At 71.7% G+C, this 25974-nt stretch carries 23 protein-coding genes; 1 reads left to right on the plus strand and 22 read right to left on the minus strand.

What is annotated here, in order from left to right; translation table 11 throughout:
• Positions 1-53: 53 nt before the first annotated feature.
• The 6 genes from carB to pyrR all read right to left on the minus strand — a co-directional run bounded on the left by carB (position 54) and on the right by pyrR (position 8187).
• Positions 54-3362, minus strand: a complete 3309-nt coding sequence (carB, locus tag OIE12_RS05685) for a carbamoyl-phosphate synthase large subunit (protein ID WP_329132375.1) — start codon at positions 3360-3362, stop codon at positions 54-56.
• Positions 3355-4494, minus strand: coding sequence for a glutamine-hydrolyzing carbamoyl-phosphate synthase small subunit (gene carA / locus OIE12_RS05690; protein ID WP_329132377.1), 1140 nt, complete (start codon positions 4492-4494; stop codon positions 3355-3357). The genes carB and carA overlap by 8 nt, the downstream gene beginning before the upstream one ends.
• The gene (locus OIE12_RS05695; protein ID WP_329132379.1) at positions 4491-5057 is read right to left on the minus strand and encodes a PH-like domain-containing protein; all 567 of its coding nucleotides are present in this window, start codon (positions 5055-5057) and stop codon (positions 4491-4493) included. The genes carA and OIE12_RS05695 overlap by 4 nt, the downstream gene beginning before the upstream one ends.
• A complete protein-coding gene (locus OIE12_RS05700) occupies positions 5054-6349 on the minus strand; it encodes a dihydroorotase (RefSeq protein ID WP_329132380.1) in 1296 nt (431 codons plus the stop codon). The genes OIE12_RS05695 and OIE12_RS05700 overlap by 4 nt, the downstream gene beginning before the upstream one ends.
• 5 nt (positions 6350-6354) lie before the next feature.
• Complete coding sequence (locus OIE12_RS05705) at positions 6355-7335, minus strand: aspartate carbamoyltransferase catalytic subunit (RefSeq protein WP_329132382.1); 981 nt, start codon at positions 7333-7335, stop codon at positions 6355-6357.
• 231 nt (positions 7336-7566) lie between these two features.
• Positions 7567-8187 (minus strand): bifunctional pyr operon transcriptional regulator/uracil phosphoribosyltransferase PyrR, encoded by a 621-nt coding sequence (gene pyrR / locus OIE12_RS05710; RefSeq protein WP_329132384.1) that lies wholly within the window; start codon positions 8185-8187, stop codon positions 7567-7569.
• Positions 8188-8501: 314 nt separating this feature from the next.
• Between pyrR and bldD the strand changes: the two genes are divergently transcribed.
• Positions 8502-9002: a transcriptional regulator BldD gene (gene bldD, locus OIE12_RS05715; protein ID WP_329132386.1), complete on the plus strand. Its 501-nt coding sequence runs from the start codon at positions 8502-8504 to the stop codon at positions 9000-9002.
• Positions 9003-9094: 92 nt separating this feature from the next.
• Here the strand turns inward: bldD and nusB are convergent, their stop codons facing one another.
• The 16 genes from nusB to OIE12_RS05795 form a co-directional block, all read right to left on the minus strand.
• Complete coding sequence (gene nusB, locus OIE12_RS05720) at positions 9095-9523, minus strand: transcription antitermination factor NusB (protein ID WP_329132388.1); 429 nt, start codon at positions 9521-9523, stop codon at positions 9095-9097.
• 2 nt (positions 9524-9525) lie between these two features.
• The gene (gene efp, locus OIE12_RS05725; protein ID WP_329132390.1) at positions 9526-10092 is read right to left on the minus strand and encodes an elongation factor P; all 567 of its coding nucleotides are present in this window, start codon (positions 10090-10092) and stop codon (positions 9526-9528) included.
• A gap of 63 nt (positions 10093-10155) precedes the next feature.
• Positions 10156-11283: an aminopeptidase P family protein gene (locus OIE12_RS05730; protein ID WP_329132392.1), complete on the minus strand. Its 1128-nt coding sequence runs from the start codon at positions 11281-11283 to the stop codon at positions 10156-10158.
• A 73-nt stretch (positions 11284-11356) separates the two neighbouring features.
• Positions 11357-12358 (minus strand): AAA family ATPase, encoded by a 1002-nt coding sequence (locus OIE12_RS05735; protein WP_329132395.1) that lies wholly within the window; start codon positions 12356-12358, stop codon positions 11357-11359.
• Positions 12359-12693: 335 nt separating this feature from the next.
• A complete protein-coding gene (gene aroB / locus OIE12_RS05740; RefSeq protein WP_329132397.1) occupies positions 12694-13785 on the minus strand; it encodes a 3-dehydroquinate synthase in 1092 nt (363 codons plus the stop codon).
• Positions 13782-14264 carry a shikimate kinase gene (locus tag OIE12_RS05745; protein WP_329141740.1) on the minus strand — a complete coding sequence of 161 codons (483 nt, stop codon included), beginning with the start codon at positions 14262-14264 and terminating at the stop codon, positions 13782-13784. The genes aroB and OIE12_RS05745 overlap by 4 nt, the downstream gene beginning before the upstream one ends.
• Before the next feature lie 32 nt (positions 14265-14296).
• Positions 14297-15481: a chorismate synthase gene (gene aroC, locus OIE12_RS05750; RefSeq protein ID WP_329132399.1), complete on the minus strand. Its 1185-nt coding sequence runs from the start codon at positions 15479-15481 to the stop codon at positions 14297-14299.
• A 178-nt stretch (positions 15482-15659) separates the two neighbouring features.
• The gene (locus OIE12_RS05755; protein WP_329132401.1) at positions 15660-16496 is read right to left on the minus strand and encodes a shikimate dehydrogenase; all 837 of its coding nucleotides are present in this window, start codon (positions 16494-16496) and stop codon (positions 15660-15662) included.
• A 7-nt stretch (positions 16497-16503) separates the two neighbouring features.
• Positions 16504-18285, minus strand: coding sequence for an endolytic transglycosylase MltG (mltG, locus tag OIE12_RS05760; RefSeq protein WP_329132403.1), 1782 nt, complete (start codon positions 18283-18285; stop codon positions 16504-16506).
• A gap of 125 nt (positions 18286-18410) precedes the next feature.
• On the minus strand, positions 18411-18875 hold the full coding sequence (gene ruvX / locus OIE12_RS05765; protein WP_329132406.1) for a Holliday junction resolvase RuvX: 465 nt from the start codon (positions 18873-18875) through the stop codon (positions 18411-18413).
• A complete protein-coding gene (gene alaS, locus OIE12_RS05770; protein ID WP_329132408.1) occupies positions 18875-21547 on the minus strand; it encodes an alanine--tRNA ligase in 2673 nt (890 codons plus the stop codon). The genes ruvX and alaS overlap by 1 nt, the downstream gene beginning before the upstream one ends.
• Positions 21547-21903 carry a hypothetical protein gene (locus OIE12_RS05775; protein WP_329132410.1) on the minus strand — a complete coding sequence of 119 codons (357 nt, stop codon included), beginning with the start codon at positions 21901-21903 and terminating at the stop codon, positions 21547-21549. The genes alaS and OIE12_RS05775 overlap by 1 nt, the downstream gene beginning before the upstream one ends.
• Before the next feature lie 7 nt (positions 21904-21910).
• On the minus strand, positions 21911-22378 hold the full coding sequence (locus tag OIE12_RS05780; RefSeq protein ID WP_329132412.1) for a DUF948 domain-containing protein: 468 nt from the start codon (positions 22376-22378) through the stop codon (positions 21911-21913).
• A gap of 263 nt (positions 22379-22641) precedes the next feature.
• Positions 22642-23256, minus strand: coding sequence for a 30S ribosomal protein S4 (gene rpsD / locus OIE12_RS05785; RefSeq protein WP_030381751.1), 615 nt, complete (start codon positions 23254-23256; stop codon positions 22642-22644).
• A gap of 383 nt (positions 23257-23639) precedes the next feature.
• Complete coding sequence (locus OIE12_RS05790) at positions 23640-25001, minus strand: replication-associated recombination protein A (protein ID WP_329132417.1); 1362 nt, start codon at positions 24999-25001, stop codon at positions 23640-23642.
• Positions 25002-25121: 120 nt separating this feature from the next.
• Positions 25122-25787, minus strand: coding sequence for a vitamin K epoxide reductase family protein (locus OIE12_RS05795; protein WP_329132418.1), 666 nt, complete (start codon positions 25785-25787; stop codon positions 25122-25124).
• Positions 25788-25974: the final 187 nt, after the last annotated feature.

A 25974-nucleotide genomic window follows, 5' to 3' on the forward strand; every position in this document is an offset into this window, starting at 1 on the left:
GTGTCGTGTCCTCATGAGGAGGGGGACACCGTTTCCGGTGTCCCCCTCGTCCGTCAGTCGCGGGCCGCGGTCAGGAATTCGGCGTGTTCCTGCAAGGAGCGCACCCCTACGCCGCCGGCGTGGAGGGCGTCGATGCCCTGGACGGCGGCGGCCAGCGCCTGGACCGTCGTCAGGCAGGGCACGGAGCGGGACACGGCCGCCGTGCGGATCTCGTAGCCGTCGAGGCGGCCGCCGGTGCCGTACGGGGTGTTGACGATGAGGTCGACCTCGCCGTCGTGGATGTACTGGACGATGGTCTTCTCGCCGTTCGGGCCGGGGCCCTCGGACTGCTTGCGCACGACGGTGGCGTCGATGCCGTTGCGCCGCAGCACCTCGGCGGTGCCGGAGGTGGCGAGCAGTTCGAAGCCGTGGGCGACCAGTTCGCGGGCCGGGAAGATCATGGAGCGCTTGTCGCGGTTGGCGACCGAGATGAACGCGCGGCCCTTGGTGGGCAGCGGGCCGTAGGCGCCGGCCTGCGACTTGGCGTACGCCGTGCCGAAGACGGAGTCGATGCCCATGACCTCGCCGGTGGAACGCATCTCGGGGCCGAGCACGGTGTCGACGCCGCGACCGGAGGTGTCCCGGAAGCGGCTCCAGGGCAGTACGGCCTCCTTGACGGAGATCGGCGCGTCCAGCGGCAGGGTGCCGCCGTCGCCGTTCCTCGGCAGGAGCCCCTCGGCGCGCAGTTCGGCGACGGTGGCGCCGAGCGAGATGCGGGCGGCGGCCTTGGCCAGCGGCACCGCGGTCGCCTTGGAGGTGAAGGGCACCGTGCGGGAGGCGCGCGGGTTGGCCTCCAGGACGTAGAGGATGTCGCCGGAGAGCGCGAACTGGATGTTGATCAGTCCGCGGACGCCGACCCCGCGTGCGATGGCCTCGGTGGAGGCGCGCAGCCGCTTGATGTCGTAGCCGCCGAGGGTGATCGGGGGCAGGGCGCAGGCGGAGTCGCCGGAGTGGATGCCGGCCTCCTCGATGTGCTCCATGACGCCGCCGAGGTAGAGCTCGGTGCCGTCGTAGAGGGCGTCGACGTCGATCTCTATGGCGTCGTCGAGGAAGCGGTCGACCAGGACCGGCCGGGAGGGGCTGATCTCGGTGGACTCGGCGATGTACGCCGCCAGCCGGGTCTCGTCGTAGACGATCTCCATGCCGCGTCCGCCGAGCACGTAGGAGGGCCGCACCAGCACCGGGTAGCCGATCTCGTCGGCGATGGACTTGGCCTCGGCGAAGGTGGTGGCGGTGCCGTGCTTGGGGGCGGGCAGTCCGGCCTCGGCGAGCACGCGGCCGAAGGCGCCGCGGTCCTCGGCGGCGTGGATGGCCTCCGGGGAGGTGCCGACGACGGGCACGCCGTTGTCCTTGAGGGCCTGCGAGAGGCCGAGCGGGGTCTGGCCGCCGAGCTGGACCAGGACGCCCGCGACGGGGCCGGCCTGCTGCTCGGCGTGGACGATCTCCAGGACGTCCTCCAGGGTGAGCGGCTCGAAGTAGAGCCGGTCGGAGGTGTCGTAGTCGGTGGAGACGGTCTCCGGGTTGCAGTTGACCATCACGGTCTCGTAGCCGGCGTCGCTCAGCGCGAAGGAGGCGTGGACGCAGGAGTAGTCGAACTCGATGCCCTGGCCGATGCGGTTCGGACCCGAGCCCAGGATGATCACCGCGGGCTTCTCGCGCGGGGCGACCTCGCTCTCCTCGTCGTAGGAGGAGTAGAAGTACGGCGTCCGGGCGGCGAACTCGGCGGCGCAGGTGTCGACCGTCTTGTAGACGGGGCGTACGCCCAGCGCGTGCCGCACCTCGCGCACCACGTCCTCGCGCAGGCCGCGGATCTCGCCGATCTGCTGGTCGGAGAAGCCGTGCCGCTTGGCCTCGGCGAGCAGACCGGCGTCCAGGCGCTCGACGGAGGCGAGCTCGTCGGCGATCTCCTTGAGGAGGTAGAGCTGGTCGACGAACCAGGGGTCGATCTTGGTGGCCTCGAAGACCTCCTCGGGGGTGGCGCCCGCGCGGATGGCGCCCATGACGGCGTTGATCCGGCCGTCGGTGGGGCGCACGGCCTCTTCGAGGAGCGCCGCCTTGTCGCCGGGGTCGCCGACGAAGGTGAACTGGCTGCCCTTCTTCTCCAGGGAGCGCAGCGCCTTCTGGAAGGCCTCGGTGAAGTTCCGGCCGATCGCCATGGCCTCGCCGACCGACTTCATGGTGGTGGTCAGCGTGGAGTCGGCGGAGGGGAACTTCTCGAAGGCGAACCGCGGGGCCTTGACGACGACGTAGTCGAGCGTGGGTTCGAAGGAGGCCGGGGTCTGCTCGGTGATGTCGTTGGGGATCTCGTCGAGGGTGTAGCCGACGGCGAGCTTGGCGGCGATCTTGGCAATGGGGAAACCGGTCGCCTTGGAGGCGAGCGCCGAGGACCGCGACACCCGGGGGTTCATCTCGATGACGATGACCCGGCCGTCTTCCGGGTTGACCGCGAACTGGATGTTGCAGCCGCCGGTGTCGACGCCGACCTCGCGGATGATCGCGATGCCCATGTCGCGCAGGATCTGGTACTCGCGGTCGGTGAGCGTCATCGCCGGGGCGACGGTGATGGAGTCACCGGTGTGCACGCCCATGGGGTCGAAGTTCTCGATGGAGCAGACGACCACGACGTTGTCGTTCCGGTCGCGCATCAGCTCCAGCTCGTACTCCTTCCAGCCGAGGATGGACTCCTCCAGGAGCACCTCGGTGGTCGGCGAGAGGGTGAGGCCGGTGCCGGCGATGCGGCGCAACTCCTCCTCGTCGTGGGCGAAGCCGGAGCCGGCGCCGCCCATGGTGAAGGAGGGACGGACGACGACGGGGTAGCCGCCGAGGGTGTCGACGCCCTGGAGGACGTCGTCCATGGTGTGGCAGATGACCGAGCGGGCGGACTCGCCGTGCCCGATCTTCTTGCGGACCTCCTCGACGACCAGCTTGAACTGGTCGCGGTCCTCGCCCTTGTGGATGGCCGCCACGTTGGCGCCGATCAGCTCGACGCCGTACTTCTCCAGGACGCCGTTCTCGTGCAGGGAGATCGCCGTGTTCAGGGCCGTCTGACCGCCCAGGGTGGGCAGCAGCGCGTCGGGGTTCTCCTTGGCGATGATCTTCTCGACGAACTCCGGGGTGATCGGCTCGACGTAGGTGGCGTCGGCGATCTCCGGGTCGGTCATGATCGTCGCCGGGTTGGAGTTGACCAGGATCACCCGCAGGCCCTCGGCCTTGAGGACGCGGCACGCCTGGGTGCCGGAGTAGTCGAACTCGGCGGCCTGGCCGATGACGATCGGGCCGGAGCCGATGACCAGGACGGACTGGATATCGGTGCGCTTAGGCACGCTGGCCCTCCATCAAAGACGTGAAACGGTCGAACAGGTAGGCGGCGTCGTGCGGTCCGGCCGCCGCCTCGGGGTGGTACTGGACGCTGAAGGCCGGCTTGTCGAGGAGCTGGAGGCCCTCCACCACGTTGTCGTTGAGGCAGACGTGGGAGACCTCGGCGCGGCCGAAGGGGGTCTCGGAGACCTTGTCGGTGGGGGCGTCGACGGCGAAGCCGTGGTTGTGCGCGGTGACCTCGACCTTGCCGGTCGTACGGTCCTGCACGGGCTGGTTGATGCCGCGGTGGCCGTACTTCAGCTTGTAGGTGCCGAAGCCGAGGGCGCGGCCGAGGAGCTGGTTGCCGAAACAGATGCCGAACAGCGGCGTGCCGCGCTCCAGGACGCCCCGCATGAGCGAGACGGGGTGGTCGGCGGTGGCCGGGTCGCCCGGGCCGTTGGAGAAGAACACGCCGTCCGGGGCGACCGCGTAGACCTCGTCGAGCGTGGCGGTGGCGGGCAGGACGTGCACCTCGATGCCGCGCTCGGCCATGCGGTGGGGGGTCATGCCCTTGATGCCGAGGTCGATCGCGGCGACGGTGAACTTCTTCTCACCCTGCGCCGGGACGACGTACGCCTCCGGGGTGGTGACCTCCTCGTAGAGGCTGGCGCCCTTCATCTGGGGGGCCTCCTGGACCCGGGCCAGCAGGGTGACGTCGTCCCGCACGGCGTCGCCGCTGAAGATGCCGACGCGCATGGCGCCGCGCTCGCGCAGATGGCGGGTGAGGGCGCGGGTGTCGATGCCGGAGATGCCGACGACGCCCTGGCCGGCCAGCTCCTCGTCGAGGGTGCGCCGGTTGCGCCAGCTGGAGGGCACGCGCGCGGGGTCCCGCACGACGTAGCCGGCGACCCAGATCTGCCGGGACTCGGGGTCCTCGTCGTTGACGCCGGTGTTGCCGACGTGCGGGGCGGTCATCACGACGACCTGGCGGCGGTACGAGGGGTCGGTCAGGGTCTCCTGGTAGCCGGTCATGCCGGTGGAGAACACCGCTTCGCCGAAGGTCTCCCCCACGGCCCCGTAGGCACGGCCGCGGAAGATACGGCCGTCCTCCAGGACGAGTACGGCGGGAACCTTGGCTCCCCTTGTGGAGGTGGTCATCGTGCGCCTTCCGTTTCCGTCTTGTTGATCATGTGGTTCAGGGCCTCGACCCACTCCAGGTGCTCGGCCGCGTGGTCGGAGCGGAACCCGGAGTCGATCGCCTTGTCGCCGTGCTGCCAGGTGACGACCAGCAGCCCGCCCTCGGAGAGGACCTTGCCGGCGATGCCCTTGTCGAGCCGGGCCCCGCGCAGCGCGGCGGCCGGGACGAAGAAGTCGGCCGCCCCGGGGCGTACGACGTCCAGTCCGGCGTCCGTCAGGGTGAGCTCGGCGCGGCTGCGGGTGCCCAGGCCGCGCGCGACGATGCGGTCGAGCCACTGCCCGGCGGTGGTGGAGCCGTGGTAGCGGCCGCTCATCGTCAGTCTGACCGGGCCCGGGTCCTCCGGCGCGGTGGCGAGCTCCGGGAGGTCGTTCTGGAGGGTGCCGCGCCATTTCCAGCCCTCGCGCATCAGCCAGTAGACGAGCGCGACGACAAGGGCGATGCCGATCAGCCAGCCGATGCGGGCGGCCCAGTCGGTCACTTCCGCCGATTTCTGTTCGGCGGCCAGCAGCTGCAGAGTTGTCACGTGAGCTTCCCGTCGACGAGCGTGGCCCTGCCCCGGAGCCAGGTGTGGGTGACACGGCCCGGCAGCGCGCGGCCCTCGTACGGGGTGTTGCGGCTGCGCGAGGCGAAGCCCGCGGGGTCCACCTGCCCACGGTATGCCGTGTCGACCAGGGTGAGGTTGGCGGGCTCACCTGCCGAGACGGGCCGGCCGTGGCCGTGCGCCTGTCCGATCTCGGCGGGCGTGACGGACATGCGCGCGGCGACCCCGGCCCAGTCCAGCAGCCCGGTCTCCACCATCGTCTCCTGGACCACTGACAGCGCGGTCTCCAGGCCGACCATGCCCATGGCGGCGGCGGCCCACTCGCAGTCCTTGTCCTCGTGCGGGTGCGGGGCGTGGTCGGTGGCGACGATGTCGATGGTGCCGTCGGCCAGTGCCTCGCGCAGCGCCCGCACGTCGGCCTCGGTGCGCAGCGGCGGGTTGACCTTGTAGACCGGGTTGTAGCTGCGCACCAGTTCGTCGGTGAGGAGCAGGTGGTGCGGGGTGACCTCGGCGGTGACCCGGATGCCGCGCGACTTCGCCCAGCGGACGATCTCGACGCTGCCCGCGGTGGACAGGTGGCAGATGTGGACGCGGGAGCCGACGTGGTCGGCGAGGAGCACGTCCCGGGCGATGATCGACTCCTCGGCGACGGCGGGCCAGCCGCCGAGGCCGAGCTCGGCGGAGACGACGCCCTCGTTCATCTGGGCGCCCTCGGTGAGCCGCGGTTCCTGGGCGTGCTGGGCGACGACGCCGCCGAACGCTTTCACGTACTCCAGGGCGCGGCGCATGATCACGGCGTCGTGGACGCACTTGCCGTCGTCGGAGAAGACGGTGACGCCGGCCGCCGAGTCGTGCATGGCGCCGAGCTCGGCGAGCTTCCTGCCGTCCAGGCCGACGGTGACGGCGCCGATGGGCTGGACGTCGCAGTAACCGTGCTCCCGGCCGAGCCGGTACACCTGTTCGACCACGCCGGCGGTGTCGGCGACCGGGAAGGTGTTGGCCATGGCGAAGACGGCCGTGTAGCCGCCGGAGGCGGCCGCGCGGGTACCGGTCAGCACCGTCTCGGAGTCCTCGCGGCCGGGCTCGCGCAGATGGGTGTGCAGGTCGACCAGGCCCGGCAGCAGCACCTTGCCGTCGGCCTCGACGATCTCCGCGCCCCCGGTGTCGGCGGCGGGGAGGTCCGGGCCGATCTGCATGATCGTTTCGCCGTCGATCAGGACTTCCTGCGGCGCGCCGCCGAGCACCTTCGCACCGCGGATCAGGGTCTTGCTCATGCCGGTCACTTCTCCTCGGTGGTGCGGGCGTGCGGGACGGCAGGTTCGTTGCCGCCGAGCAGCAGGTACAGGACGGCCATGCGGATCGAGACGCCGTTGGCGACCTGCTCGACGGCGGTGCAGCGCGGCGAGTCGGCGACCTCGGCGGTGATCTCCATGCCGCGGACCATCGGGCCGGGGTGCATCACGATGGCCTGGTCGGGCATCCGCGCCATGCGGTCGGCGTCGAGGCCGTAGCGGCGGGAGTACTCGCGCTCGGTCGGGAAGAACGCGGCGTTCATGCGTTCGCGCTGGACGCGGAGCATCATCACCGCGTCGGACTTGGGGAGCACGCCGTCGAGGTCGTAGGCGACCTCGCAGGGCCAGCTCTCCACGCCGACCGGCAGCAGGGTGGGCGGGGCGACCAGGGTGACTTCGGCGCCCAGCGTGTGCAGCAGGTCGACGTTGGAGCGGGCCACCCGGCTGTGCAGCACGTCGCCGACGAGCGTGACGCGCATGCCCGCCAGGTCCTGGCCGAGCCCGGCGTCCCGGCCGACCAGGCGGCGGCGCATGGTGAAGGCGTCCAGGAGGGCCTGGGTGGGGTGTTGGTGGGTGCCGTCGCCCGCGTTGATCACGGCGGCGTCGATCCAGCCGGAGTTCGCCAGCCGGTAGGGGGCGCCGGAGGCACCGTGCCGGATGACGACGGCGTCCACGCCCATCGCCTCCAGGGTCTGCGCGGTGTCCTTCAGGGACTCCCCCTTGGACACGCTGGAGCCCTTGGCGGTGAAGTTGATGACGTCCGCCGACAGGCGCTTCTCGGCGGCCTCGAAGGAGATCCGGGTGCGGGTCGAGTCCTCGAAGAAGAGGTTGACGACGGTACGGCCGCGCAGGGTGGGCAGTTTCTTGATCGGCCGGTCGGCGACCCGTGCCATCTCCTCGGCGGTGTCGAGGATCAGGACGGCGTCGTCGCGGGTGAGGTCGGCGGCCGAGATGAGATGACGCTGCATCTTTTTCAGGCTCCGTAGGGCGGTTCGGGGCAGGGGGCCGGGGTCCGGGGCTCGGCGTCCGGGAGGCGGGGCGCCTCGCGGACGCGGGGTCCGGCGGCGGTTGTTCCGGTCCGGTTCCGGGAGCGGTTTCCGGGTCCGGTTCTTCCGGTGGCGGGCGACACGCGCGCGGGCGCACGCGTGCCCGGCGGGGCTCGCTCGCGGCAGGCGTACGACGGCGTCGCACGCCGGAAGCTACGGCTGGGCGCCCGGGGCGGCCGGCTTCACGCCGAGCAGCACGGTGTCGCGGCCGTCCTCCTCGGAGAGCTGGACCTTGACCGTCTCCCGCAGCGACGTGGGGAGGTTCTTGCCGACGTAGTCGGCACGGATCGGGAGTTCGCGGTGGCCGCGGTCGACGAGGACGGCGAGCTGCACGGCGCGCGGCCGGCCGATGTCGCCGAGCGCGTCCAGGGCGGCGCGGATGGTGCGCCCGGAGAAGAGCACGTCGTCGACGAGGACGACGAGGCGGCCGTCGACTCCGTCACCGGGGATCTCGGTGCGGGCCAGCGCACGCGGGGGCTGCATGCGCAGGTCGTCGCGGTACATCGTGATGTCGAGGGAGCCGACCGGGACCGGACGGCCGGTGATCTGTTCGAGCTTGGCGGCGAGCCGGCGGGCGAGGAAGACGCCCCGGGTCGGAATGCCGAGGAGCACCACGTCGTCGGCGCCCTTGGCGCGTTCGACGATCTCGTGGGCGATACGGGTCAGTACCCGCGCGATGTCGGGTCCTTCGAGCACGGGCCGGGCCTCGGACGCGTGCGCGTCGGCCTGTGCGGCCGGCTCGTCTGACGTGACCGGCTTGTCTGAACTGTCCATACGAAACGGACCTCCTTCTCCGCCTCACGGGACGGACCTTAAAGGACGTCGGATTTGCGCCATCCACGCTACCAGGTCGCCCGGCGGACCCCCGCCCGGCCCCCCGGCTTCCGCCCGTTCCCCGCCCGACCCGCCGTCCGGTCACCCCCTCGGCCGCCGGACACCACCCGAACGGCGTCACCACCCGTCGTCCGTACGCGGAAGGGTCGGGCCGACCGATTCCGCTTGACGGGGCAGAGTCACGCTGCGTAACCTCACAGTGAGTCACCAGCCGCGCGGCCGCGCCGCACGTCGACACAGTGTCCGGGAGCCATATGTCCAGCGAATACGCCAAACAGCTCGGGGCCAAGCTCCGGGCCATCCGCACCCAGCAGGGGCTGTCCCTCCACGGTGTCGAGGAGAAGTCCCAGGGCCGCTGGAAGGCCGTCGTCGTCGGTTCGTACGAGCGCGGCGACCGCGCCGTCACCGTGCAGCGCCTCGCCGAGCTGGCGGACTTCTACGGGGTTCCGGTGCAGGAGCTGCTGCCGGGCACCACGCCTGGCGGGGCCGCCGAGCCGCCGCCGAAGCTCGTCCTCGACCTGGAGCGGCTGGCCACGGTCCCGGTGGAGAAGGCCGGCCCCCTGCAGCGCTACGCGGCGACGATCCAGTCCCAGCGCGGCGACTACAACGGCAAGGTGCTCTCCATCCGCCAGGACGACCTGCGGACACTCGCCGTCATCTACGACCAGTCGCCCTCGGTCCTCACCGAGCAGCTGATCGGCTGGGGCGTCCTGGACGCGGACGCGCGCCGCGCGGTCGCCCACGAGGACGCCTGACCGGCGCTCTCACGCAGAAACGTGCCGCCGGGGTGGCGGGAAACCTTCTCCGGTTCCCGCCACCCCGGCGGCTTTGTGGTGCTGCGGAGGCCCTAGGCGCGCCGCAGCGACGGCTTGAGCTCCTTCAGGCGGCCCAGGAGGCCGTTGACGAAGGCCGGCGACTCGTCCGTGGAGAATTCCTTGGCGAGCTGCACCATCTCGTCGAGCACCACCGCGTCCGGGGTCTCGTCGACCCAGATCAGCTCGTAGGCACCGAGCCGCAGGATGTTGCGGTCGACCACCGGCATCCGGTCCAGCGTCCAGCCGACCGCGTACTGCGCGAGCAGCTCGTCGATCCGCGTCGCGTGCTCCGCGTAGCCCTCGACGAGCTGCATCGTGTACTCGCTGACCGGCGGCTGCCGGGTGTCGCTCCGGGAGAGCGTGACCCAGTCCGCGAGCACGGTCAGGACGTCGGCGCCACGCTGGTCGCCCTCGAAGAGGATCTGGAAGGCGCGCTTGCGGGCCGTGTTACGGGCAGCCACGGTTAGCTGTTCACCCGGCCGAGGTAGTCACTCGAACGGGTGTCGACCTTGATCTTCTCACCGGTGGTGATGAAGAGCGGGACCTGGATCTGGTGGCCGGTCTCCAGCGTGGCGGGCTTGGTGCCGCCGGTGGAGCGGTCGCCCTGGACGCCCGGCTCGGTCTCCTGGACCGTCAGCTCGACGGCGGCCGGCAGCTCGACGAAGAGCACCTCGCCCTCGTGCTGGGCGACGGTGGCGGTGAAGCCCTCGATCAGGAAGTTGGCGGCGTCGCCGACGGCCTTGCGGTCGACCATGAGCTGGTCGTAGGTCTCCATGTCCATGAAGACGAAGTAGTCGCCGTCCATGTAGGAGAACTGCATGTCGCGCTTGTCGACAGTGGCCGTCTCGACCTTGACGCCGGCGTTGAACGTCTTGTCGACGACCTTGCCGGAGAGCACGTTCTTGAGCTTGGTGCGCACGAATGCCGGGCCCTTGCCGGGCTTGACGTGCTGGAACTCGACGACGGACCAGAGCTGGCCGCCTTCGAGCTTGAGCACCAGGCCGTTCTTGAGGTCGTTCGTGGAAGCCACGGTTGCGGAATCTCCTGGACTGGACTGACGTGGACGACCCGGGAGCGTACGCACAGCGCGAGGCTAGAGCGCGAGCAGCTCCTTGGTCGTGATGGTGAGTAGCTCGGGTCCGCCGTCCGCCTCGGGGCGTACGACGAGCGTGTCATCGATCCGGACACCGCCCCGTCCCGGGAGGTGAACCCCCGGTTCGACGGTGACCGGCACGCAAGCGTCCAGTTTACCCATGGCCGCGGGGGCCAATTGAGGGTCCTCTTCGATTTCCAGTCCCACGCCGTGTCCCGTCATCGGCGGGAGCGCGTCGCCGTGCCCTCCGGAGTCGATGACCTGGCGTGTCACCCGGTCCACGTCCCGGCAGGCCACGCCGGGTGCCAGGGCCTCGCGTCCGGCCCGCTGGGCGGCGAAGACCAGGTCGTACAGCTCGATCTGCCAGTCGGCGGGCGAGGTCCCGATGACGAACGTACGTCCGATCTCGGAGCGGTAGCCGTGGTAGGCGGCGCCGAGGCAGACGGTGAGGAAGTCGCCCTCCTCCACGCGGCGGTCGGTGGGGCGGTGGCCGCGGCGCCCCGAATGGGGTCCGGTGGCGACGGAGGTGGTGAAGGCGGGGCCGTCGGCGCCGTGGTCGACCAGGCGGCGCTCCAGTTCCAGGGCGAGGTGCCGCTCGGTGCGGCCGACCAGGATCGACTCCAGGAGCTCGCCGAGCGCCTGGTCGGCGATCTCCGCGCCGACGCGCAGCAGGGAGATCTCCTCCTCGTCCTTGACGAGCCGCAACTGTTCGACGACGCCGCCGACGTCGTCCAGGCGCAGCCCGGGGGCGACGGAGCGCAGGGCGCGGTGGCGGGCGACGGTGAGGTGGTGCTCCTCCACCGCGAGGGATTCGGCGCCCTGGCCGGCGGCCAGGTCCGCGGCGGCGACCGCCGCGTCGCCGCCGGACGCGCCCGGGGCTCCCGTGCCGCCGGGCAGGATGTGAGTCCGCAGCGACTCGTCGAGGCGGTCGACGCCGGGCTGCGGATCGGGCGGGCCGGGACTGAGCAGCAGGTCCTCGTCGCGGCCGAGCAGCAGGACCGCACCCCGGGGCGCGGCGCCGGCGAGGTAGCGGACGTTGACGGGGCGGGAGATCAGCGCCGTCGCGCTGCCGCTCGCGCTGCAGCGGTCCCTCAGGCGGTTGCGGCGGATCGCGTACACCTCGGACATGTCCCGAGCCTATGGGGTGTGGGCGATTTGTGCCGGTTGGGAGCCGCCGAGCGGGCGGTCCACCGCGCGGGCGCTACCAGGTCGGCGGGCTCGCTATCGCGCGGGCCAGGACGTCGTCCAGGAGCCGGGCGGTGGAGGGGATGTCCAGGTGGGAGTTGTCGATGATCGGCAGGCCCGAGCCGTACCAGCCGGCCATGCGGCCGTGGATACGGGCGACCTCCTCGTCGGTGAGGCGGCGGTTGCCCGAGCGCTCGGCGTTGCGCTCCAGGACGATCTCCAGGCCGGGCAGCAGCACGACCGGCAGCAGGCCCGGACCCACGTGCCGCTTCCAGCCGCCGAGGCCGACGACCGGACGGTCGGGGAAGACGGCGTCGTCCAGGATGCAGGAGATGCCGTTGGCCAGGAAGTTGCGCGCGGCGAAGCCGCAGGTGCGGCGGGCGAGGCGGTACTGGGCCTCGGAGTTGTCGTTCCAGCCTGACTGGGGGTCGGCGAAGCCGGAGCGCACCCATTCGCGCACGTCGTCGAGGCTGATGTGCGCCGTGGGGACGCGGCGGCGGTCCGCCCAGTACTTGGCGACGCTGGTCTTGCCGGCGCCGGCGGGGCCGATCAGCAGCACGGCGAGCGTGGTGGCCGTGACGTCGGGTGCGCCCGCGGCGGGCGGAACGTGCGGGATGCCGACGGGGCCACCGGGCGGGAGCGTCATGTGCCCCGTGGTGTCCGGGCGGGGCGGCCGGCCGGCGGGCGGTGCGGGCGGCGGCTGCGGCCCGGAGCCCGCGGGCGGGCCCGCGGGGGCGGGCGGGCCGGTGGGTACGGGGGGTGCCGGCGGCGCGGGGGGTGCGGGCGGGCCCGCCGGGGCGGGGGTGTGGTGCGGGGGCGCCGGGTGCGCGGGCAGGTGCGTGGACGGGCCGCCGGGGGGCGGCACCGGTCCTCCGCCGAAGCCGGGCGGTGTCGCCGGGGCGGGGCCCGGGCGGCCGTGGGGGCCCTGGGGGTGGTGCCCGGCCGACGACCACACGGTCGCCGGCGGCTGCCCCGGCCGAGGGGGCGGCGGCAGCGGAGCTCCCCCTGCGTGCTGCATCCGGTGCCACTCCGTCTCGTACAGGCTGTCGGCGCTGGCCGCGGGGGTCCGACGGCCCGCTGCCCACCGAACGGTACCGTTCTTGGCCGTTCTTGTGTGAACGGCCGGGGGATGAGGGGCTCCGTCCCGGGGTGCGTGCGGGGTTCCGCCCCGGGTGCGTGCGGGGTTCCGCCCCACGGGTGGGTGAGGGGCTCCCGCCCCCGGGCCGATTCCGGGGCTCCCGCCCCTGCCCCCGAGGGGGCTCCGCCCCCTGGGCCCCGAAGGGTGACGGGGGTGCCCCCTGGGCCCATCGAGATGACCGGGGGACGCCCCCCGAGCCCCCGCGTGCCCCCCGGCTACTCGCCGACCTCCCCGTAAGCCGCCAGCAGGACCGCCGGGTCCGGGCCCTCCAGGACCGTGGGTTTGGCGAGGCCGTCCAGGACGATGAAGCGGAGGAGGTCGCCGCGGGACTTCTTGTCGACCTTCATGTTCTCCAGGAGGCGCGGCCACTGGTCGTGCCGGTAGTGCAGCGGGAGCCCCACGGACTCCAGGACCGCGCGGTGCCGGTCGGCGGTCGCGTCGTCCAGGCGGCCCGCCAGCCGGCCGAGCTCCGCGGCGAAATGCATGCCGACGGCGACGGCCGCGCCGTGCCGCCACTTGTAGCGCTCGTTCTTCTCGATGGCGTGCCCGAGCGTGTGCCCGTAGTTGAGGATCTCGCGCAGTCCGGCCTCCTTGAGGTCGGCGGAGACGACCTCGGCCTTGACCCGGATGGAGCGCTCGATCAGCTCGGCGGTGTGCGGTCCGTCCGGCGTACGGGCCGCCTGCGGGTCCTCCTCAATGAGGTCGAGGATGGCCGGGTCGGCGATGAATCCGGCCTTGATGACCTCCGCGAGTCCGGAGACGTAGTCGTTGACCGGCAGCGAGTCCAGCGCCGCCAGGTCGCACAGCACGCCCGCGGGCGGGTGGAACGCGCCCACCAGATTCTTGCCCTCTGCGGTGTTGATGCCGGTCTTGCCGCCGACCGCCGCGTCCACCATGGCGAGCACGGTGGTGGGGACGGCGATCCAGCGCACCCCGCGCAGCCAGGTCGCGGCGACGAAGCCGGCCAGGTCGGTGGTGGCGCCGCCGCCGACGCCGACAATCACGTCGGTCCGGGTGAATCCGGACTGCCCGAGCGCCTTCCAGCAGTAGGCGGCGACCTCGGCGGTCTTGGCCTCCTCCGCGTTCGGCACCTGGATGGCAATCGCCTCGTACCCCTGTTCGGCGAGGTCGGCGCGGAGCGCCTCGCCCGTCTCGGCGAGCGCCTCGGGGTGCACGACCGCGACCCGCTTGGCCTTCGGCCCGATCAGCGCGCCCAGCTCGCCCAGGAGCTGACGGCCCACCAGGACCTCGTACGGCTCGCTGCCCGCGGTGCCGCCGATCTGGATCCGTGTCACCGACTCGCTCATGTCTCTTTCCACTCCACTGCGTCCAGGACCGCCTGCGCGACCTCTTCCGGGCCGCGTCCGTCCGTGGCCACCACCGCCGTGGCGACCTCTTCGTACAGGTGCCGCCGGGCCTCCATCAGCTCGCGCCACTGCTTGCGCGGGTTGAGGGCCAGCAGCGGCCGGGCGGCGTTCAGACCCGTGCGCCGGACGGCCTCCTCGACGTCCATCGTGAGGTAGACGACCCGGTGCCCGGCGAGCAGGGCGCGGGTGTCCGGGTCCAGGACCGCGCCGCCGCCGAGCGCCAGGACGCCGTCGTGCTCGGCCAGCGCCCGCCGCACGGCGTCCTTCTCCAGGGCGCGGAAGACCGCCTCGCCCTCGTCGACGAAGATCTCGGAGATGGTGCGGCCCTGCGCGGCGACGATGTCGGCGTCGGTGTCCCGGTGGGTCACGCCGAGCCGCTCGGCGAGCAGTTCGCCCACGGTGGACTTGCCCACGCCCATCGGGCCGACCAGGACGACGACCGGTACGGCGCTCACCGGATCGCCAGGTTCTCGAGGTAGGAGGTGACGTTGCGGCGGGTTTCGGGCACGCTGTCGCCGCCGAACTTCTCCGCGACGGCGTCGGCCAGGACCAGCGCGACCATGGCCTCCGCCACGATCCCGGCCGCCGGCACCGCACACACGTCCGAGCGCTGGTGGTGGGCCTGTGCCTGCTCGCCGGTGGCCACGTCCACCGTCTTCAGCGCCCTGGGCACCGTCGCGATGGGCTTCATCGCCGCCCGCACCCGCAGCAGCTCACCCGTGGTGAGACCGCCCTCGGTGCCGCCGGAGCGCCCGGAGGAGCGCCGGATGCCTTCGTCGGTGGCGAGGATCTCGTCGTGCGCCTGCGAGCCGGGCACCCGCGCCAGTTCGAAGCCGTCGCCGACCTCGACGCCCTTGATGGCCTGGATGCCCATCAGCGCGGCGGCGAGCCGGGCGTCCAGCCGCCGGTCCCAGTGCACGTGCGAGCCGAGCCCCACCGGCACGCCGTACGCCAGCACCTCGACCACGCCGCCGAGGGTGTCGCCGTCCTTGTGGGCCTGGTCGATCCGGTCGACCATCGCCGCGGAGGCGTCCGCGTCCAGGCAGCGCACCGGGTCCGCGTCCAGCCGCTCCACGTCCGCCGGCGTCGGGTACACGCCGTAGGGCGCCCTGGCCTCCGCCAGCTCCACGACGTGGGAGACGATCTCGACGCCGGCGGTCTCCTTCAGGTACGACCGGGCCACCGCGCCGAGGGCCACCCGGGCGGCGGTCTCGCGGGCGGAGGCCCGCTCCAGGATCGGCCGGGCCTCGTCGAAGCCGTACTTCTGCATGCCGGCCAGGTCCGCGTGGCCGGGGCGGGGACGGGTCAGCGGGGCGTTGCGGGCCAGCCCGGCGAGGATCTCGGCGTCGACCGGGTCGGCCGCCATCACCTGCTCCCACTTGGGCCACTCTGTGTTGCCCACCATGACCGCGACCGGGGAGCCCAGCGTCAGCCCGTGCCGCACCCCGCCCAGGAAGGTGACCTCGTCGCGTTCGAACTTCATCCGGGCGCCGCGCCCGTAGCCGAGCCGTCGCCTCGCCAGGTGGTCGGCCACCATGTCGGTGGTGATCGGCACGCCGGCGGGAAGGCCCTCCAGCGTCGCGACAAGTGCGGGACCGTGGGACTCACCCGCGGTCAGCCAACGCAGCCTGCTCAACGAAGCTCCTCAGTGCTCGCGCCCCGACACTGCCCCCCGTACGCGCGTGCTCGCGTACGGCGACGGCGTGACCGGGTGCGCGATGCCGGCCCGCCGTCCCGAATCCTCCCACGTCCCCCGCAGGGATCCGGCGGTCGGTCCACACAGCGGGACGGCACAGGCATGGTTCCGGCCGTGCTCAGCGCGCCGCCAGGGCGTGCTCCCCCGCCTTCCGCATGGCCTCCAGCGGCGCGGACGGCACGCCGGTCATCTGTTCGACCTGGAGGACGGCCTGGTGCACGAGCAGATCCAGCCCGCCGACGACGGCACCGCCGTACGCCGACCAGCGCGCCGCCAGCGCGGTGGGCCAGGGGTCGTAGAGGACGTCGAAGAGGGTGGCGGGCCGCTCGGGCACGGCGCCGGCCAGCGCATCGGTGGCGCCGGCCGGGGTGGTGGCGATCACCAGGGGTGCGCCGAGCGCCTCCTCGGCGTGCGCCCAGTCCCGGGTGCGGACCGGCACGTCGAGGCGTTCGCCCCACTGCCGCATCTCGGCGGCGCGGGCCTCGCTGCGCACATAGGCGACGACCTCGCCGGTGCAGACGCGGGCGAGGGCGGCGAGCGCGGAGGAGGCGGTGGCACCCGCACCGAGGATCGCGGCGGAGTCCACAGTTGCGATGCCGCGTTCGCGCAGCGCGGCGACCATGCCGGGGATGTCGGTGTTGTCGCCGCGCCGGCGGCCGTCCGCGGTGAAGACCACGGTGTTGACGGCCTCGACGGAGGCCGCCGTCTCGCTGATCTCGTCGACCAGCGGGATGACGGCCCGCTTGAGCGGCATGGTGAGCGAGAGACCCGCCCACTCGGCGCCGAGCTCCTCGAAGAACCCCGGCAGCCCCGCCTCGTCCACGTCGAACCGGTCGTACGACCAGCCGGTGAGCCCCAGTTCCGCGTAGGCGGCGCGGTGCAGCACCGGGGAGAGGGAGTGGGCGATCGGGGAGCCGAGCACGGCGGCCCGGCGGTTGCTGTCGGTGCCGGTCATGGGGCGGTCATTGTCCGTTCTGCTGGCCTTCGAGGTACTTCTCGCGGTTCCGGTTCTGCTCCTCGTTGGTCTCCGCGAAGAGCGTCTTGTCCTCGCTGACCGAGACGAAGTAGTACCAGTCGCCCTCGGCCGGGTCGAGGGCGGCCTTGATCGCGACCTCGCCGGGGTTGTCGATCGGCCCGGGCGGCAGGCCCTTGATCTTGTACGTGTTGTACGGGTCGTCCAGCTGGCGCAGCTGGTTGACGGAGCCGGTGGCCAGCTTGGACTCGCCGCGCAGGTAGTTGACCGTGGAGTCGAAGTCGAGGAGTCCGTAGGTCTCGGTGTTGTCCTTCTTGAGCCGGTTGTAGACGACCCGGGCGACCTTCTCGAAGTCGTCCTTGTTCTTGCCCTCCGCCTGCACGAGGCTCGCCACGGTGAGGACCTGCAGCGGACTGTCCAGGCCCAGGCTCTTGGCCTTCGCGTCCAGGCCGAACTCGGCGTACTTCTTCTTGGCCTGGTTGACCATGTCGGCGAGCACGTCCTCGGGCTTCATGCCCTTGGAGACGGCGTAGCTGGAGGGGTAGAGGAACCCTTCCAGCGGGTCCTTGATGTCGTCGTCGGTGTTGGCCCAGCTGGGCAGGCCGAGCTTCGACCACTTCTTTTCGGCGACGCCCTTGGTGGTGCCCTTGTCCAGGCCGAGCTTCTTGTCGAGGTCGGCGTAGACCGCGGTGTTGCGCTCGCCCTCGAAGACGACCAGGTTGTTGCGGCTCTTCGGGTCGAGCATCAGGGCGACGGCGCTGGCCGCGGACATCTTCTTGTGCAGCGTGTAGGCGCCCGCCTGGATGGTGTTGCCGTTGGGGTTGTTGGCCTGGGCGGCGACGAAGGCGTCCACGCTCTTGACGACGCCGGCCTTCTTCAGGAGCTGCCCGATGGCGGCGCCGTTGGTGCCCTTGTCGACGGTGACCGTCACGTTCTCGTCGGTGCCGTTGCCCGCGTAGTCCGGGGCCGTGCCGTAACGGTTCTGATAGAACTGGTAACCGACGTAGACGACGCCGCCGAGGCCGCCGCCGAAGACCAGGACGACCATCAGGCAGGCGAATCCGTTGCGGCGCTTCCTGCCCTTGTCCTTGCCGCCCTTGCCGCCTCTCTCGGCGGTGCGCCCCTTGCCGCCGCGGCGGCCGTCGGGGGCGTCCCGGTCCTCCGGGTCGTCGGAGTCGCCGACGGGGTCGTCGTCCTGCGGACCGCTCGGGTCACCCGCGAAGAAGGGGTGTTCCTCCTCCTCGGGCGGGCCCGGATCCCAGTTCTGGTGCGTTCCGGGATCTGCCGCGGGCTGCGCGGCGTAGGGGTCGCTCTGGCCGCTGGCGTACGGCGTGTGCGGCTGGGCCCCGGCCGGCACCTGCGGCTGCTGGGGCGCGCCGGGCAGGTGCGGCTGCTGCGCGGTGCCATCCCAGCCGCCGTCGCCCTGGCCCTGCCCGTACTGCTGCTGGACGTGACCGGCGTACTGCTGACCGCCCTGCTGGGGGTAGCCGCCGCCCTGCACGTCCTGGTACACGTGCCCGTACTGGTCGTGACCCTGGTACGGCTGGCCGTGCTGCTCCGGGTACTGCGGGTAGGGCTGCTGTCCCTGGTCGTAGCCGGGCTGCTGCTGCGCCCGGCTCCAGTCGCCGTAGCCCTGCTGCTGCGGCTGCTGATGGCCGCCGTAGGGGGACTGGCCGACCGGGGCCTGCTGTCCTCCCCATCCGCCGTCCCCGTACAACGGGTCCTCGGGATGCCACGGTTCGGAGCCCGGGCTCCGGCCATACTCAGTCATCGATCCCCTAGAGCCGCGAGGCCTCCGTAGCGCCGTGCCCCCTGGCCCGGCCTTGGTTCCGCCTCTTGCTGTGCGGTGGCTGTTCGAACCCCATCCGCATCGCGCGGAACGTTACCGTATCGCGATCAGATGACCACTTCGACGCCCTCGCCGGGAGACGTACCTGACACCCGTTCGGATTCCAGTGCCTGCTGGAGGATGATCACAGCGGCTGCCTGGTCGATCACGGAGCGGCCCTTCTTGGACTTCACGCCGGAGGCGCGCAGCCCCTGGCTCGCCGTGACGGTCGTCATCCGCTCGTCCACCAGGCGTACCGGCACGGGCGCGATCAGCCGTGCCAGTTCCTGGGCGAAACCGCGCACCTTGGCCGCCGCCGGACCCTCGCCCCCCTTGAGGGAGCGCGGCAGCCCGACGACGACCTCGATGGGCTCGTACTCCTCGGTGAGCTGCTTCAGCCTGCGGTGCGCGGCGGGGACGTCGCGCCCCGGGACCGTCTCCACCGGGGTGGCGAGGATCCCGTCGGGGTCGCAGGAGGCGACCCCGATCCGGGCGTCCCCGACGTCGATCGCGAGGCGGCGTCCCCGGCGCACTACTGGGCCGTCTCGGTGACGAGGCGTTCGACGGCGGCCACGGCCTCGCCGACGGCGGCCGGGTTCTGGCCGCCGCCCTGGGCGACGTCCGGCTTGCCGCCACCGCCGCCGCCGAGGGTCTTGGCGGCGGTGCGCACCAGGTCACCGGCCTTCAGACCGCGCTCGCGGGCGGCCTCGTTGGTGGCGATGACCGTGAGCGGCCTGCCGTTGTTCACGGCGAACAGGGCGACCACGGCGGCCCGGCCGCCCTGGATGCGGCCGCGCACGTCGAGGACCAGCTTGCGCAGGTCGTCGGCGGAGGTGCCGTCCGGGACCTGTCCGGTGACCACGGCGATCCCGCGCACGTCCTTGGCGGACTCGACGAGGCCGGCGGCGGCCTGGAGCACCTTCTCGGCGCGGAACTTCTCGATCTCCTTCTCGGCGTCCTTGAGCCGCGCGAGCATCCCGGCGATCTTCTCGGGCAGCTCCTCGGAGCGGCCCTTGACCAGCTCGGTCAGCTGGTTGACGACCGTGTGCTCGCGGGCCAGGAAGTTGTACGCGTCGACGCCGACCAGGGCCTCGATCCGGCGCACACCGGAGCCGATGGACGACTCGCCGAGCAGCTTGACCAGGCCGAGCTGGGCGGTGTTGTGGACGTGCGTGCCGCCGCACAGCTCCTTGGAGAAGTCGCCGATGGTCACCACGCGGACGCGCTCGCCGTACTTCTCGCCGAACTCGGCGATGGCGCCCTGCTTCTTGGCCTCGTCGATGCCCATGACGTCGGCGCGGACGTCCAGGTCGCGGGCGAGCACCTCGTTGATCTTCTGCTCGACGTCGGTCATCACGGCCGTCGGGACGGCGGACGGGGAGCCGAAGTCGAAGCGGAAGCGGCCGGGCTGGTTCTCGGAACCGGCCTGGGCGGCCGTCGGGCCGAGGGCGTCGCGCAGGGCCTGGTGGGTGAGGTGGGTGGCCGAGTGGGCGCGGGCGATGGCCTTGCGGCGGCGGTCGTCGATCGAGGCCTGGGCCTTGGCGCCGACGGTCACCTCGCCGACCTGGACGACGCCCTTGTGGACGTAGACGCCCGGGACCGGCTTCTGGCAGTCGCGGATCTCGATGACGGCGCCGGAGTCGGCCCGGATCCGGCCGGTGTCGCCGATCTGGCCGCCGCCCTCGGCGTAGAACGGGGTGCGGTCGAGGACGATCTCGACCTCGTCGCCCTCGGTGGCGGCCGGCGAGGAGACGCCGTCGACGAGGATGCCGACGACGGTGGACTCGCCCTCGGTGTCGGTGTAACCGATGAAGTCGGTGGCACCGGCGGCGTCGGCGATCTCGCGGTAGGCGCCCAGGTCGGCGTGGCCGGTCTTCTTGGCCAGGGCGTCGGCCTTGGCGCGCTCCCGCTGCTCCTTCATCAGACGGCGGAAGCCGTCCTCGTCCACGGACAGCCCCTGCTCGGCGGCCATCTCCAGGGTGAGGTCGATGGGGAAGCCCCAGGTGTCGTGGAGCAGGAACGCCTTGTCGCCGGCGAGGACCGTGGAGCCGGCGGCCTTGGTCTCGGTGACGGCGCTGTCCAGCACGTTGGTGCCGGCGTTGAGGGTCTTGAGGAAGCGGGCCTCCTCGGCGAGGGCGACCTTCTCGATGCGCTCGCGGTCGGTGATCAGCTCCGGGTACTGCTGCCCCATCATCTCGATCACGGTGTCGATGAGGTCCTTGACGACCGGGCCGGTGGCGCCCAGGAGGCGCATGTTGCGGATGGCGCGGCGCATGATGCGGCGCAGCACGTAGCCGCGGCCCTCGTTGCCCGGGGTGACGCCGTCGCCGATGAGCATCACGGAGGTGCGCATGTGGTCGGTGACCACGCGCAGTGAGACGTCCGAGTCGTGGGCGTCGCCGTAGGCGACACCGGTCAGCTCGGTGGCCTTGCTGATGACGGCCATGGAGGTGTCGATCTCGTACAGGTTCTGCACGCCCTGGAGGATCATGGCGAGGCGTTCGAGACCGAGGCCGGTGTCGATGTTCTTGCTCGGCAGGTCGCCGAGGATCTCGAAGTCCTCCTTGCCGATGCCCTGGCCCCGCTCGTACTGCATGAAGACCAGGTTCCAGATCTCGACGTACCGCTCGTCGTTGACGGCGGGGCCGCCCTCGACGCCGAACTCGGGGCCGCGGTCGTAGTTGATCTCGGAGCAGGGGCCGCAGGGGCCGGGGACGCCCATGGACCAGAAGTTGTCCTTCTTGCCCAGGCGCTGGATTCGCTCGGCGGGGACGCCGACGATGTCGCGCCAGATGCGCTCGGCCTCGTCGTCCTCCTCGTAGACGGTGATCCAGAGCTTCTCGGGCTCCAGGCCGTAGCCGCCCTTGTCCTGGGGGGTGGTGAGCAGCTCCCAGGCGAGCTTGGCGGCGCCCTCCTTGAAGTAGTCGCCGAAGGAGAAGTTGCCGCACATCTGGAAGAACGTGCCGTGCCGGGTGGTCTTGCCGACCTCTTCGATGTCCGGCGTGCGCACGCACTTCTGGACGCTGGTGGCGCGGTCGAAGGGCGGCTTGACCTCGCCCAGGAAGTAGGGCTTGAAGGGCACCATGCCGGCGGGGACGAGGAGCAGAGTCGGGTCGTCCGCGATGAGCGACGCCGAAGGGACGACGGTGTGCCCGCGCTCCTCGAAGAAGCTCAGCCAGCGGCGGCGGATCTCGGCCGACTCCATCAGTGGTCCTCATTCCGGTTGTACGAGTGGTACGTCGGCCTCTCGACGTACCGCGGTGTGTCGTGGTTCTCGATGGCGGCGTACCGCCGGGGTGCGGGGAGTTCGCGGTCGGGGGCGGGGGCGTTGATGCCCAGCGCGTCACCCAGTTCCGCCTCCCGGCGGGCCATGTTGTCGCGGACGTCGAGCGCGAAGCCGACCGCCCGGTGCTTGATCCGGTGGCCGGTCTCCAGCGCCTTGTTGGCCGCGGTGGCGGCGAGGCTCTCGGGGGTGAGCCGCCTCAGCTTGCGGTTGACCTTGGTGGTGGCCCAGACGCCTGCGGCGACGCCGGTGCCGAACCAGAACGTACGGCGGAACATGGCTGGGTCAGTTCCCCTTTTCGCGGTGGGCGCGGTCGGCTGCCCGCTGTGCGCGCCTGGCCCGGCGGGCGGCCGGGACGGTACGGCCGACGATCACTTCGCTCCGGGGCTCGGCGGACGGCTGTGCGTCCCGGCGGCCGGTGAGGGCGCGGCGTACGCCGTAGCCGAACGCGGCGACCTTGACCAGGGGGCCGCCGAAGGTGGAGGCGACGGTCGTGGAGAGCGCCGAGGCGTTCGACGTGACTTCCTGGACGTCGGTGGCGATGGCGTCGACGCGGTCGATCTGGGTCTGCGCCGAGCGCACGGCGGCGGAGGCGTCGTTCAGCAGCGGGACGGCCTGTTCGGTCACGTCCGCGACGAGCTTGGTGGTCGCCCGGAGCGTCTGGGCCAGCCTCGCCAGTGCCACGGCGAGGAAGGACACCAGGATCGCCCAGAACACGGCCACCAGGATCCCGGCCACCTCTCCACCGGACACCTGCGCGCACCCGCTCCCTGAAAACGTGCCTGCACATCAACATGACCGACGACATCGAAGCCATCGGGAAAATCAAAAAAGCAGTGTCCCCGAGCCTATCGCGCCCGGCATGCCGTTCCGTACCGCATTACCGGCGCCGGCCGCCGGAAACGCGAGGGTCCGGCGGCGGCCGGCGCCGGGAACGGCCGGGGCCCGCCGCTCCGGCCACGAGGGCGGGGCGACGGGCCCGGGCACGCGGTGTGTGCCGCGTCCGCTGAGGGTGATCAGCGGGCGTAGTACTCGACGACGAGCTGCTCGTCGCAGATCACCGGGATCTCCTTGCGGTTCGGCTCGCGGTCCAGGCGGAACGCCAGGGCCTTGAGGTTCACCTGGAGGTAGCGCGGGGTCTCGCCCTCGGGGGCGAAGCCGCCCTCACGGGCGATGGAGAAGAGGGTCTTCTCACGGCTGCGCTCACGGACCATGACGACGTCGTCCGGCTTGACGCGGAAGGACGGCTTGTCGACCTTCTGGCCGTTGACCTCGATGTGGCCGTGGACGACCATCTGGCGGGCCTGGTAGATCGTGCGGGCGATGCCCGAGCGCAGGACCAGGGCGTCGAGACGGCGCTCGAGCTCGATGACCAGGGCCTCACCGGTCTTGCCCTGCGTCTTGGCGGCACGCTCGTAGGCGCGGACGAGCTGGCGCTCGGACACGTCGTACTGCGCGCGCAGACGCTGCTTCTCGAGCAGCCGGACCTTGTAGTCCGAGTTCTGCTTGCGGCCGCGGCCGTGCTCGCCCGGCGGGTAGGGGCGGGCCTCGAAGTACTTGACGGCCTTCGGGGTCAGCGCGATGCCGAGGGCACGCGACTTCTTGACCTTGGGGCGGGACTGGTTCGCCACTTCTTCTTCTCTTCTCTTCGCTTACGGCTTCACCAGGGTTACGGGAGGTCGCATCCGCAGCCGGGGAAACCCGCCGGGCCCGGTGAACCGGGCCTGCCGGGCAGCCGCTCCCCTGATCTGGGCACATACGTGCAGCACGCGAGTGGCCCACCGACCGGGGCCCCGGGGGTCCGTACGGACCCCCGGGGCTGGTGGTGGGCTGCCCGCGACACCTTCGACGGTGCGCGACGCTCCTGGATCCTCCCGCGCCGTGCGGCGTGGAGGTTCCGGCTGGGTGTCCCGCTCTGGTGGCGTCGGCCGGGGCCGACACGGGACGCAGCACTCCGGGCGAGTCTACAGGGCGGCCGGGGCTGCTCTCGACCGGGACTCCGGGCAGGGGTTGCCTACGGCTGCTCGCGGCCGAGGTGTCTGCGGGTCCACTCCACGGCGTCCGCGTACCGTGCCTCGCCGCCGTGCCGGGTGGGCCGGTAGTAGGAGCGGTCCTTGAGGGCGTCCGGGGCGTACTGCTGGGCGGCGATGCCCTCGGGCAGGTCGTGCGGGTAGACGTACCCCTGGGCGTGGCCGAGCTTGGCGGCGCCCTTGTAGTGCCCGTCGCGCAGATGTGCCGGGACCGGGCCCGCGAGGCCCTTGCGCACGTCCTCCAGGGCGGCGCCTATCGCCGTCGTCGCGGAGTTGGACTTGGGGGCGAGGGCGAGGGCGATCGTGGCGTGGCTGAGGGTGAGCGCGGCCTCCGGGAAGCCGATCAGGGCGACGGCCTGGGCGGCGGCGACGGCCGTGGGCAGTGCGTTCGGGTCGGCGAGGCCGATGTCCTCGCTGGCGGAGATCATCAGCCGGCGGGCGATGAACCGGGGGTCCTCGCCGGCCTCGATCATGCGGGCCAGGTAGTGCAGCGCCGCGTCCACGTCGGAGCCGCGGATGGACTTGATGAGGGCGCTGGCCACGTCGTAGTGCTGGTCGCCGGAGCGGTCGTACTTCACGGCGGCCCGGTCGACCGTCTCCTCCAGGGTGGTCAGGCCGATCTCCGACTCGCCCTTGTCCAGCGCGGCGCCGGCGGCCGCCTCCAGGGCGGTCAGCGCGCGCCGGGCGTCTCCGCCGGCGATCCGCAGCAGATGCGCCTCGGTCTCCTCCGGGAGTGCGACGGCGCCCTTGAGCCCGCGCTCGTCGGCCAGCGCGCGGCGGAGCAGCCCGCGCAGGTCGTCGTCGGTGAGGGGTTCGAGGGTGAGCAGGAGCGAGCGGGAGAGCAGCGGGGAGATGACCGAGAAGTACGGGTTCTCGGTCGTCGCGGCGATCAGCGTGACCCAGCGGTTCTCCACGGCGGGGAGCAGGGAGTCCTGCTGTGCCTTGCTGAAGCGGTGGATCTCGTCGAGGAAGAGGACCGTCTCCGTGCCGTAGCCGCCGGTGGCGCGGCGGGCGCCGTCGATGACCGCGCGCACCTCCTTGACGCCGGCGGTGATCGCGGACAGCTCCACGAAGCGCTTGTTCGTCGCCTTGGAGACGACGTACGCCAGGGTCGTCTTCCCGGTGCCGGGCGGGCCCCAGAGGATGACCGAGGAGGGGCCGGCCGGGCTGCCCGCGGAGGTGCCCTCGCCGACCAGTCTGCGCAGCGGGGAGCCGGGTTTGAGCAGGTGCTGCTGGCCCACCACCTCGTCGAGGCTGCGGGGGCGCATCCGGACGGCCAGGGGGCTGGCGGCCGGGTCCTTCTCCTGGCGTTCCTCGGCGGCGGCGGTGAACAGGTCGGGTTCCACGGAGAAAACCCTAAGTCACGCCACTGACAATGCGCGGCCGGCCGCCGGGGCGGAGCCCGCGGAGCCGACGGCTCGGGGCCCCGGGAGGCTCCCAGGAGGGCTGGTGGAGCCTTCGAGGACTCAGGAGGCCCAGAGCTGGCTACCCCAGCGGGTGAGGACCAGCATCGCGATGATGCCGACGTGGGTGACCGGCAGGACCCAGGTGAACTCCTTGAGGAAGTTCTTCACCGGGCGGGGGGCGGGCAGGAAGTCGTTGCGCACGTTGTGCGAGGTCACGTACCAGAACATGGTGATCGTGATCACCCAGGCCAGGGAGCACCACAGGCACAGGGCGTTGATCTCGTACAGCGTCTGGAACTGCAGCCAGGTGCAGAAGCCCACGCCGAAGAGCGTGCCGAAGTTGAAGGTGAGCCAGTACCAGCGGGGGAAGCGGGCGCGGGTGAGCAGGCTCATGCCGACGCAGATGACGATGCCGTAGCAGACCAGGCCGAGGAACGGGTTGGGGAACCCGAAGACCGCGGCCTGCTTGCTCTCCATGACGCTGCCGCAGGAGACGATCGGGTTGATGCTGCAGTTCGGTGTGAACGTCCTGCCCTCGGCCTTGGCCTCGGCGATCTTGATCTTGTCCAGGGTGATGACCCAGGAGGCGAGCAGGCCGAGGGCGCCGGTGATCACCAGCATCACGGAGAAGGCGCGGCCGGCGCCGACCGTGCGGGGCGCGGGGGTGTGCTCCGGCTCCGGGTCGGTGGCTTCTGTGGACGCGTCCCTGACTGTCGTCTTGCTCATCACGCCGATTCCGTCGCTTGAGGTGGAGTGGGTGGGCAGGGTCATTGTGCCGTACGGGGAGGGTTGTTCACCGTTCGCTGCGGATAAGAAGGGGTGGTTGGGGGGTGGGGGGCGCCGGGTTCACGCCATCGATGGACGGCGTGGGGGTACGGGTGAGCGAGGGTGGGGGTGCGCGTTCGTTTTTCTC

The sequence above is a fragment of the Streptomyces sp. NBC_00670 genome, from assembly GCF_036226765.1.
In the GTDB taxonomy this organism is placed as follows: Bacteria; Actinomycetota; Actinomycetes; order Streptomycetales; family Streptomycetaceae; genus Streptomyces.

Coding starts and splice junctions, on each gene's coding strand:
- mltG (WP_329132403.1), bottom strand. CDS start 18,285: ATGACTGAGTATGGCCGGAGCCCGGGCTCCGAACCGTGGCATCCCGAG.
- OIE12_RS05745 (WP_329141740.1), bottom strand. CDS start 14,264: ATGGGCGTGGGCAAGTCCACCGTGGGCGAACTGCTCGCCGAGCGGCTC.
- carA (WP_329132377.1), bottom strand. CDS start 4,494: ATGACCACCTCCACAAGGGGAGCCAAGGTTCCCGCCGTACTCGTCCTG.
- OIE12_RS05775 (WP_329132410.1), bottom strand. CDS start 21,903: ATGTTCCGCCGTACGTTCTGGTTCGGCACCGGCGTCGCCGCAGGCGTC.
- aroB (WP_329132397.1), bottom strand. CDS start 13,785: ATGAGCGAGTCGGTGACACGGATCCAGATCGGCGGCACCGCGGGCAGC.
- OIE12_RS05755 (WP_329132401.1), bottom strand. CDS start 16,496: ATGACCGGCACCGACAGCAACCGCCGGGCCGCCGTGCTCGGCTCCCCG.
- alaS (WP_329132408.1), bottom strand. CDS start 21,547: ATGGAGTCGGCCGAGATCCGCCGCCGCTGGCTGAGCTTCTTCGAGGAG.
- OIE12_RS05795 (WP_329132418.1), bottom strand. CDS start 25,787: ATGAGCAAGACGACAGTCAGGGACGCGTCCACAGAAGCCACCGACCCG.
- OIE12_RS05705 (WP_329132382.1), bottom strand. CDS start 7,335: ATGCAGCGTCATCTCATCTCGGCCGCCGACCTCACCCGCGACGACGCC.
- pyrR (WP_329132384.1), bottom strand. CDS start 8,187: ATGGACAGTTCAGACAAGCCGGTCACGTCAGACGAGCCGGCCGCACAG.
- OIE12_RS05735 (WP_329132395.1), bottom strand. CDS start 12,358: ATGCAGCACGCAGGGGGAGCTCCGCTGCCGCCGCCCCCTCGGCCGGGG.
- OIE12_RS05730 (WP_329132392.1), bottom strand. CDS start 11,283: ATGTCCGAGGTGTACGCGATCCGCCGCAACCGCCTGAGGGACCGCTGC.
- bldD (WP_329132386.1), top strand. CDS start 8,502: ATGTCCAGCGAATACGCCAAACAGCTCGGGGCCAAGCTCCGGGCCATC.
- OIE12_RS05700 (WP_329132380.1), bottom strand. CDS start 6,349: ATGAGCAAGACCCTGATCCGCGGTGCGAAGGTGCTCGGCGGCGCGCCG.